At 39.3% G+C, this 9,105-nt stretch carries 9 protein-coding genes and 1 pseudogene; 2 read left to right on the top strand and 8 right to left on the bottom strand.

The window, feature by feature from the left end; genetic code table 11:
• Window positions 1-144 precede the first annotated feature (144 nt).
• Together ACKTT2_RS24105 and ACKTT2_RS24100 are read left to right on the top strand one after the other, a co-directional pair.
• Complete coding sequence (locus tag ACKTT2_RS24105; RefSeq protein ID WP_407891239.1) at window positions 145-324, top strand: aspartate aminotransferase; 180 nt, start codon at window positions 145-147, stop codon at window positions 322-324.
• Window positions 325-329: 5 nt separating this feature from the next.
• The gene (locus tag ACKTT2_RS24100; protein WP_407891237.1) at window positions 330-596 is read left to right on the top strand and encodes a hypothetical protein; all 267 of its coding nucleotides are present in this window, start codon (window positions 330-332) and stop codon (window positions 594-596) included.
• Between the two features lie 124 nt (window positions 597-720).
• Here ACKTT2_RS24100 and ACKTT2_RS24095 read toward each other — a convergent pair whose 3' ends face one another.
• The 8 genes and pseudogenes from ACKTT2_RS24095 to ACKTT2_RS24060 all read right to left on the bottom strand — a co-directional run.
• Window positions 721-2,067: an O-antigen ligase family protein gene (locus ACKTT2_RS24095; RefSeq protein WP_407891235.1), complete on the bottom strand. Its 1,347-nt coding sequence runs from the start codon at window positions 2,065-2,067 to the stop codon at window positions 721-723.
• 24 nt (window positions 2,068-2,091) lie between these two features.
• Window positions 2,092-3,021, bottom strand: coding sequence for a glycosyltransferase family 2 protein (locus ACKTT2_RS24090; RefSeq protein ID WP_407891233.1), 930 nt, complete (start codon window positions 3,019-3,021; stop codon window positions 2,092-2,094).
• Between the two features lie 104 nt (window positions 3,022-3,125).
• Window positions 3,126-4,547, bottom strand: a complete 1,422-nt coding sequence (locus ACKTT2_RS24085) for an oligosaccharide flippase family protein (RefSeq protein ID WP_407891231.1) — start codon at window positions 4,545-4,547, stop codon at window positions 3,126-3,128.
• Window positions 4,544-5,509, bottom strand: a complete 966-nt coding sequence (locus ACKTT2_RS24080) for a glycosyltransferase family 2 protein (protein ID WP_407891229.1) — start codon at window positions 5,507-5,509, stop codon at window positions 4,544-4,546. Before ACKTT2_RS24080 ends, ACKTT2_RS24085 begins: the two co-directional genes overlap by 4 nt.
• A gap of 54 nt (window positions 5,510-5,563) precedes the next feature.
• On the bottom strand, window positions 5,564-6,535 hold the full coding sequence (locus ACKTT2_RS24075) for a glycosyltransferase family 2 protein (RefSeq protein WP_407891227.1): 972 nt from the start codon (window positions 6,533-6,535) through the stop codon (window positions 5,564-5,566).
• A 453-nt stretch (window positions 6,536-6,988) separates the two neighbouring features.
• On the bottom strand, window positions 6,989-7,915 hold the full coding sequence (locus ACKTT2_RS24070) for a WecB/TagA/CpsF family glycosyltransferase (RefSeq protein WP_407891225.1): 927 nt from the start codon (window positions 7,913-7,915) through the stop codon (window positions 6,989-6,991).
• A 787-nt stretch (window positions 7,916-8,702) separates the two neighbouring features.
• Window positions 8,703-8,894 carry an EndoU domain-containing protein gene (locus ACKTT2_RS24065; protein ID WP_407891223.1) on the bottom strand — a complete coding sequence of 64 codons (192 nt, stop codon included), beginning with the start codon at window positions 8,892-8,894 and terminating at the stop codon, window positions 8,703-8,705.
• A 35-nt stretch (window positions 8,895-8,929) separates the two neighbouring features.
• Window positions 8,930-9,103: pseudogene (locus ACKTT2_RS24060) on the bottom strand (DUF5615 family PIN-like protein); the annotation flags it as partial.
• Between the last annotated feature and the right edge of the window lie 2 nt (window positions 9,104-9,105).

The raw sequence follows: 9,105 nt of genomic DNA, 5'->3' as shown, positions 1-9,105 counted from the left end.
AAATTTGGGGTGCGGTTAAGTCCGATTCACCCCAAATTACTCAAAATAATCCTCATTTTTGGCTACTTAGTTACATGACAGATATCGCGTCCAAGTAGCACCTTTTATAAGTTTTCGTCTTTGAGTAGAGAGGATTTGGTTGTCATGCTAGGACTGAACATTGAAGAAACTCGAATTTACCAAGACTTGGAACGCCAAACCAAGTTAAAAATTGTCCCTCGGCTCTTAAGCGAAGGACTCCGTGTGGAGAAAGTTGCTGAAATATTAGACTTGCCGATTGAGTCCGTCATGAATGCTGTCTCAGATCGGGCAGAACAATCATAAGGGGTATGCCAAGATCGCCAAAAGTGCTCAAGAGATCCACCGCTCTCCATCCCACGCGATCGCTATCTGTATGGATATTCCAGCAATTAAACTTGACAATTGCTGTGCGGCGTTGCACAGTTAGGGAGAGCGATCGCAATCTTTACTGTATGTTCCACGAAAATGCCATTTCGTGTAATGCAGCCTGCATACATTGTATGCAGTCACGCGATCGCCTGACTTTTCACCGAGAGTGGAAAGTCAGAAAGAAGCCGCATACGTGGTTTTTCTAGTAAATCCCAGCACGTTGCAAGTTTTTAAACTTAGTGAACGGAGCGTCGAATAACAGCTTCTAAAACATCCTCTTAAAGGTACTGTTTTAAGATTCCTAGATTTATGATTTGTTTGTTGTATCTATTAACTTTTTATACCATTATTTCTTGATAATTCTTGCCATGAAGAAACGTATTGAGGGTAAGCTTCTGCAAGAATTGTACCCAACCACAAAAAATAGAACCAAAAATAAACAATCATCCAGCTTAAGTTAGTTGCTTGACACAGCATATACATAGCAATTAAGCTAGCAAACGCCCGTTGAGCAGTTCTTTTTCCTCGCAATGCTGGTCCCCATAAGAACCATAAGGTTGTTAATGCAGCAATAGCAAAGAACGTGAAACCTAAGACACCGTGTAAATACAGAATTTGCGCGTAAGTGGAAAAAGTACCAAGGGGAAGTTCAAAGGCTCCATTACCCCATGTGACTGTTCGTTCGACAATTCCCCATCCAATCCAGGGTGATTCTTTCCAAGCCGCAAGTGTTGCAGCAACAACTAAAGCACGGTCTTTTGATGAATCAGCGCGAGCACCATTGAACGTTTCCATTGGTTTATCTAATAACTCGCTTACCTCCATTCCTACAAGAGCACAAATGAAACAGATAAGTGTTGAGAACCAAAGGAATCCTTGACGAGCCGAGGCTTTACGAAAGCAAATGACTGCTAAAAGTACTATTGGAAAACAAGTCCATGCTAGGCGACTTTGAGCAATGATTAACGTTGCAGTACAACCTGACAAAGCATATTTACGTAAGTATTTATCTATTTCACCAAAACATATAAAGAAACATAGAAGCGCACAAGCTCCCAGAATAGGTGGATCTGCAGTGTATAGTTCTGTCCGAGCTAAAGGCAATCCACAGAAAGGTTGAAAGACTGCAAACTTAACCATTAAGCTAAGTTTATCTCCTGGAATTGCTTTGGCAAGAGGTGGCATAAGAGCGGGTTGCGGACCAGTTCCAAACAGAATTATGAGTTGAATTCCAAGGGAAACTAAGTAACCAGCTGTCATCCAAGCAACGGCTCGCGTTACTACAGATAATCTGACTCGATGCCAAAAGGGTATTGTGAGACAAGCAAACACTAAAAAATAACCTTTTAATAGCGTGACTACTGTAGCAGCACTTTTCATGGGGTTAAAGCTCATTGACGATAATCCCTGAATGTTAGTCCAGAGTACTGCAAGACTCAGTAATAACCACATCCAGTTACAGAGTGGTAGCGATCGCTTAACAAGTTTGTCTACATGAAAATCATAAGCTAGCAAATAAAGACCAACACCAGGATAAAGCAGAGTTTGTACCCCCAAAACCCACCATAGTGGTGTTAGTACAATCGTCCAATAAACCACTCGTTCTGCGTGTGACAGGTTTTCTAATTTGTTTTCTGCCTCTCGAAGAACTAATTTCCTAGGGAATATGTTAAACATTTAAATTGTTGGATACTTCCTCCTCTAAAGAGTATGAATTTCTTTATACTCCTCATATTGTTTTCCCGCAACACCTGCTAACATTCCTAAACTGTGATAAATGTATAGTAAGGTTTTAACGCCTTGATGTTTCCCCACCATAAAGGATAGAGGAATGGACAGTATACCTTTAATAACTCGCCTAATTCCTTTGTAAATACACTGAGTTTTTATTATAATTGAGGGTTTTAAATCTATTTCACAAAAACTCTCTGTAATGCCAATTCGGTAACTTCGTTGTAGCAACCATTTTAGATTAGTACGACTTTGAGGTATCCACTCATGCACCAAAGCATTATCTGCCCAGACTATTTTATGGCCCGCACGTTGCGATCGCATAAAAAAGTGCCAGTCCGAACCACCCGATAGTGCCAAACGCTCATCTAGCAACTTATCTTGTTTTCTAAAAACTTCTGCACGAATAAGTGTATTGTTATTAGCCGCGCTTTTCAGTTCATAGCCTGTAGGATAGCGAGGGCGAGCGAAAAATTGTCCTTTGGCAAGCCAATCAGGAATAGAATGGGCAAAGTAAGGTAAAATCCGTCCCCATACAACATCGGCGTTGTATGAGCTTTGAACATACAAAAGTTCATCAAGCCAATTAGGTTCGGGAACTTCGTCATCATCAATAAAAGCGACAAAGTCTACATTTTCTGCAATAGCACAAGTAATAGCTTTGTTTCGTGCAAAGGGAATACCTCGGCGTGGTTCAACATAGCACTTTAAAATCCATTTAAATTCCGAACAGATTTCTGCACAGAATTCACAAGCATGACCACTTGAGTCATTATCAACAACAATAACTTTTATGTCAGGAGTTTCACAGTGATGGAAAGTTAATTGATTCAGACCATCTAACAGTCGCTTCAATCCACCAGGACGCTGACAAGTATTTATGCAGATGGCTACTCGCATTTTCTTTTTTTATTTTTCATACTTTTATTTATTGTTCCATTTAGAGACCTTTATAAAGTAAATCTTAAATGGTCAAATGTATTGTGTAGGTTGGGTTTCGTTCCTCAACCCAACCTACGTTGTCTAATATTTCCCAATAAATATTGATATTGGAAAAATTGTTTAGCAGCTAATAAACGAACAAAAACTAAATATATTATTAGAAATAATATGGGTTGTATAACGACAGGAAACTTTAGAGAAATGACAATTGGTAAAAGCGTTATTAAAGGTGCTTTAAACACAAAAATTAAGAACTTTTTAGAAGACCAACCTAATTGACGGCAAGCTTCCCACCAACAGTAAATCGTCCAAATAATTCCTAAAACTACAGCAACCGCAATACTGACGCCAATAATTCCTTGTACCTTTGCACCAATCGCAAAACTTAAGACAGCAACAGGAGCAATACTAAGGCTGAGTTTAGCATTAACCCCTGGTTTCCCTTTTGCAGACAGCATGGAAAAAAGCTGACTGTTTATCAGGCGAGAGTAAGCAAAAAAGAGCAATCCTGGAATAACCGTACAAACAGGAATCCAGTGGGTTCCAAAGATAAAGGAGATGGTTTGTTGGTTAACAACTAAAAAGAATAAGGCGTATAAGGGAGCAGCTAGGAAAGAAGTTTGTTCAATGACTTTAACCAAAGCGTTTTCTCGCTGTTGGTCATCTTCTAATTGAGCAAACACTGACATCCCAACTTGACTCATTGCCTGAGAAAGAATAGTTGTTATCGCCATTGTCAACTGGTAAGCAAGGTTGTAGAACGCTAGACTAGTTGTTCCTAGAACGACGCTAACTACAAAGTTGTCACAGTTATAAATAACGAAATATCCCAAGCTGAAACCAGTATTGCCTAAACAATAAGACAAAACTTCCCAGTTGACCTCTGAATAAATACGCAAATTAAATTTCTGTTTGGCGTAGTGATGCATGAGAATACACCCTGTTATCCAACCTGCAGTATCTCCTATGACAAATGACCAGTAACTTAAACCTAGTACAGCACTCCCAATTGTGGAAAATACTCTGATGAATGAGGCAATTAGGTTAGAGTTTGCTAACTCCCGATACTGCATTCGTCTCCTCAAAACTCCTTCATGCACGGATTGGAATGAAGAGAGTATAAGGTTAAAGCCAAATATAAGTAGTATCCAGACTAGGTTTGGGATGCTGTAGTAGCGTGCTGCTATTGGGGATATTAATCCAAGTACTAGAGCTAAAAAACATCCAATAATTAAACTGATGGTGTAGGTTGTATCTAAATAGCGCTTATCTTCGACGCCCTTATAAACGATAAAAGAGCCAGATGTGCCTTGGTTAAATAGATTTCCAAAAGCCCAGAAAATGTAAGCAGTACTGATAACACCAAATTCAGCTGGAAGCAACAGCCGTGCTAGTAGTAAGTTACTGAACAAGGCGAGGAAGCGTGTTGCGATCGCTCCATAGGTCGCCCAAAATCCATTTTTGAGTATAGCGGAAAGTTTCATGGCTGCTTTTGGGTATATCTCACTGAACCAAGCGCTTGTCGAATTCCTAGCTTGGCTAGTGGTGCCAAACGCACTGCTAGTAAAGTCAGTAGCGATCGCGGGTCGCTATAAAAAATCGACCAATTACAAGCTAGAGCTTGGTCGATAAATTGACTGGCTTGGTCGAGATTGCCACCTTGGAGAGCTAATCTCGCTAGATAGCGATACATATAAGCATAGGCAGTCGGTAACATCGGCTCGACTAATTGTGGCGATCGCTGATAAGCGCTTTGAATCACTTGTTCGGTACACCGCTGCATTTGTGCCACGTTGAATGACAGACCCGATGGGCGAACGCGATAATAACACAAAATACTTTTGTCCCGGTAGAAGTGCCATTTTTGGGTTGTTGCCACTCTTAACCAAAAATCAATGTCTTCCGAACTGCGTAAGCTTTCATCAAATTCCCCCACTTCATTGATTAATGAACGGCGGAAGACTCCATTAGAACCATGACCAACAAAATTCTTACAGAGTAGTGCAAGCAGCGGATCGGAATGAACGGGCTTACCACTGAGGTGAATGGGTGTTGGTTTTCCATCATCACGAATTGCCCTAGACGCACTATAAACAACCCCAACCTCTGGATGATGATTTAGGGTTGCTACATGACGGGCTAGTTTGTCTGAGTGATAAACATCATCTCCATCCAGTAAGGCAATATATTCTCCACGTGCATGACGGATACCGTGATTGCGTGCTGATGATAAACCTCCATTTTGTTTTTGCCATAACTGAAAGCGTGAATCAGTTTTTACGTAAGGCTTAACAATTTCAGCGGTGTTATCAGTAGAACCATCATCAACAATCAGAACTTCAAATTCTTTAAACGATTGCTGTTGTAGCGATCGCAATGCATCTTCAATATAAGAACTTACATTGTAGGCTGGAACTACAACGCTAACTTTAGGATTTGCAGCCATATCTTCTTTTAAAACACAAGTTAAAATTCAAACCTTAACAGACTTTTTGTATTTCTAAGTATTGACTTGAGGCATAGAATCGGTCTGAAAATTTTGTAAATCTTTTTTTGATTTTGTGAAGAATCTCCGCAACCAATCACGTGTATTGCGAGGGAGAAACCACATACCGAAACATAGAAAAATATCTACTAGTTGAGGTCTACCAAAACAAATTGCTTCCCATAAAAGGAGGAAAAATGCTTTCCAATCATGACTACGGGCAGCTCGCGCACTGACTTCTGTTAAGATAAATGATGCATAAGCTCGAGGTGTGACCAAGTTTCGGTTTGTTCTAATCCAATCTAAAGAAAACTGCCAATTCTTACTGCTACTTAAACTTGAACTAGCTCCTAAATACCAAATAGAAAGAGTTTGAGGTACAAACTCAACTCCTACGCCCTCTAGATTCATGGCTCGTAAGATCCAGTCCCAATCATCATGTCTTTGTATCGTAGTGGAAAAAGGAATCTTTTCCAATAACTCTTTTGCTGTAAAGATAGTCGAAGATTGGATAAGTCCTTCTCCTTGAAATAAGGTTTTACGAACAAACAAATATTCACTCAGTGCCTCTGATGCTTCAGGAACCCTTCTTGGCCAAATAGCATCGCCTTGAGGTGTTCGGGCTATCAAATAGCAAGAAACAATAGGAAATTTATACTGGGAACGCCTAGCAGTTTCAAGTTGCATTTCTAATTTTTCAGGCATCCATTCATCATCGTCATCTAAAGAAGCAACCCATTTAGCAGAAGCTGTAGCAATTCCAGTATTTCGTGCAACACGACAACCTTGATTGGTAGGCAATTCGATTGTTTTCAGTCTGGAGTCATCAATTTCTGATAACGCCATCCAAGTTTCTGGTTGTGGACCATCAATTACAACGATGACTTCAATTTCTTTGAGGGTTTGTGCTAGAGCACTAATAACCGCTCGTTTAACTAACTGGGGTCTACGATACGTAGGAATAACTACGCTAACTAAAGGCTCCAAGTCGAATCCCTCCTGATTCTTCTTTTCAAGACGGCAGCACTAACGTCTGTTTTCTTTTAAAAAGAAGCTTTGTTCCAAGACGTTAGCAATTGTGATGTGTGGTAATTAGCTCGGATAAATACACTTATAAGAGTTTAAAAACCTGATATTTTTTTAATGAACAAGCTAACAACAGTTATGCCACTTTCTAAAAAAAGTGTCATCCCAGATCTTTCGTAATTTGAAAAATTTTTTTCAAATTTTTCTTGAGAAGCAATAATTATTATAGTTTAAGACTTTTGTCAACCGAAAAAATACGGTCATGCTTCAGCGATCGCTCAAGTCTTTTAGGAGAATGGATAAAGACAAGATTTCCTATCTCATACCAAATAGCAATAAGAAAAGATACGTAGTTGGGTGAAATCAAATTGAAAAAGAGCTTTCTCAAGCTAAAATTTCAAATCCAAAATTGTATTAAATTGATGGGCTAGTAGAATAGACAGGCGCAACTGATACAGGAATTTCCTGCTCTTGAGTGCGATTGTTGAAATTCAAGTAAGAGTTACTGACAGGAACAGCTAATTCTGGATTGAAAGTGTCGATTGATGATAAAAGTTCTACTCGTAGCGGAGCATAAAACTTGCCCAAAGCCACTTGTAGTGCAAAAGCGGGATTGCCAAGCAAATAACGTGCTGCCAAACGTTTTGGTTCGCGACACAAACGATACAGCCACTCTAAACCTAAATCGGAAAGGGTTGATGGGCAATCTGGTACAACACCTGCAAGTCTGTCAATAACTGCTCCACCAAGCAAAATGGCATTAACATTTAAGCGAGAGCGATGTTCGTAAACCCATTTTTCTTGAACTGGCATTCCCATACCCACTATTAAAATATTGGGCTTTTCGCGATTGATTTTCTGAACAACAGCTTGGTTCTGCTGTGGGTCTTGTTTGTCAAAATAGCCGTGATGCCCAGCAAACTTAGCCTTGGGATACTGTTTTCTTAGATTTTGTATTGCGGTTTCTAGATATTGAGGTTTCGTCCCTAAGAGAAATACACTCAATCCTTTTTCGTTACATTTCTCCAATAATTTGGGCATCATTAGTGTATAAGAAGCTCGGTATTCCAAAGGCAAGTTTAATCCCATATAACCAATTGCCTTTAAAATACCAACACTGTCACAGTTAACGATTTCCGAACTTTGAAGAAAGTTGAAGTACCAGGGAAGTTGCATTGAAAGATTAAAACTGTGTATGTTGTAATTTGCAACAGTTACTTTTTTATTAGAAATACAAGCTGTATGTATAGCCTCTATAAGCGAGGAGATAGTCATACAAGTAATGCGACGCTCTAATAAATAAATATTGAGGTTGGGCAATTCTTGAACTTTATTTTTCATTATCATTCTTGTAATACCTTGAGTTTTATTAGGTTGTTTTGAGATTTAAGTCGTCAAGATAGGGAAGCAGACAGGGTATTAAGGGTTTAGAACTTCGCTCTAAAATGCATATTAACTTAGTTACTGAAGTAATACATCATTAATTACCCTGAATCAACTATAAATCTACGTGCAAGAAAACTTTAACAAGCAAGTATTGTTGTAACAGTCGGCAGTTACAAATCCTAGTACAATACCAGAGATTATAACAATGGGTTTAAATTAACACTTTTAATTTCGGGAAATACTTATTTTGTTGTTTGAGAAAAAATCACGAGATTAACTGTGGTATATATGCAAAATTTGTGCTTTTGCTGTTATTGTCTGTTAAATACTGATATTTGTATTTACTGATTTCTCATTTCAATTCTTTGATGCTTCTTATCAATGTTTTAATTAAGTGCAATATTTATGTATTTTTTCTGTCTTTTTTAAAAATTATAAAAGCATGATTAAAGAGTCTCGTAGAATTGGGCTTACTCCCCTTAATCCCCCCTTGGAAAGGCTGCGGTGTACACACAAGTCTTCTAAAAGTGCTTTCTTGCATTTTCGATCCCCCCTAGCCCCCCTTCAAAAGGGGGGAAAATCTTGAAAGTCCCCCTTTTGCCCCCCTTCAAAAGGGGGGAAAATCTTGAAAGTCCCCCTTTTGAAGGGGGATTTAGGGGGATCTTGAAAGATGTGTGTACACCGTAGCTTGGAAAGGGGGGAAATTAGATTGCTGGTTCCCTCCCCAATGCATCAGGGAGGGTTAGGGTGGGGTGAAATATAAGCTCAAACCCTTTTCCTGAAGTTCTACATATCGACCAACATAGTGCAGCCCATCAATGGAACCTCCTGCAACGGGTTCTCCACAGAACACGTGGTCGAAACCTTTAACATTAAACCAAATATTTGTTAAATCTTCTAAGAATTGTGCGTCAGAAGTACGACCTACTTCCAAAAATCCACCTAGGTATGCCTTAATGTTTGCTAAGAATTAAGAGTAATAACAGATCTATTCTCTTGAACTGCAAACTCTGATACCTCGTTATCTGGTATACCTAAATTTGCGTTACCAGCTTCTTGTACAGTCAACACATCGTGTCCCATTACTCGAAGCAGTTCACTTACTTTCTGTGGAAACTGCTCGTCTGCGTACAAATGTGCTATCG

Source organism: Scytonema hankhaensis NUACC26 (assembly GCF_045865695.1).
GTDB lineage: Bacteria > Cyanobacteriota > Cyanobacteriia > Cyanobacteriales > Nostocaceae > Scytonema.
The sequence above is the reverse complement of the archived record's forward strand: the minus strand, read 5'-3'. Positions and strand labels throughout refer to the sequence as shown.

What these genes read in the sequence shown, in the direction of transcription:
- ACKTT2_RS24105 (WP_407891239.1), top strand. Translation starts at nt 145, where the DNA reads ATGCTAGGACTGAACATTGAAGAAACTCGAATTTACCAAGACTTGGAA.
- ACKTT2_RS24100 (WP_407891237.1), top strand. Translation starts at nt 330, where the DNA reads ATGCCAAGATCGCCAAAAGTGCTCAAGAGATCCACCGCTCTCCATCCC.
- ACKTT2_RS24095 (WP_407891235.1), bottom strand. Translation starts at nt 2,067, where the DNA reads ATGTTTAACATATTCCCTAGGAAATTAGTTCTTCGAGAGGCAGAAAAC.
- ACKTT2_RS24090 (WP_407891233.1), bottom strand. Translation starts at nt 3,021, where the DNA reads ATGCGAGTAGCCATCTGCATAAATACTTGTCAGCGTCCTGGTGGATTG.
- ACKTT2_RS24085 (WP_407891231.1), bottom strand. Translation starts at nt 4,547, where the DNA reads ATGAAACTTTCCGCTATACTCAAAAATGGATTTTGGGCGACCTATGGA.
- ACKTT2_RS24080 (WP_407891229.1), bottom strand. Translation starts at nt 5,509, where the DNA reads ATGGCTGCAAATCCTAAAGTTAGCGTTGTAGTTCCAGCCTACAATGTA.
- ACKTT2_RS24070 (WP_407891225.1), bottom strand. Translation starts at nt 7,915, where the DNA reads ATGAAAAATAAAGTTCAAGAATTGCCCAACCTCAATATTTATTTATTA.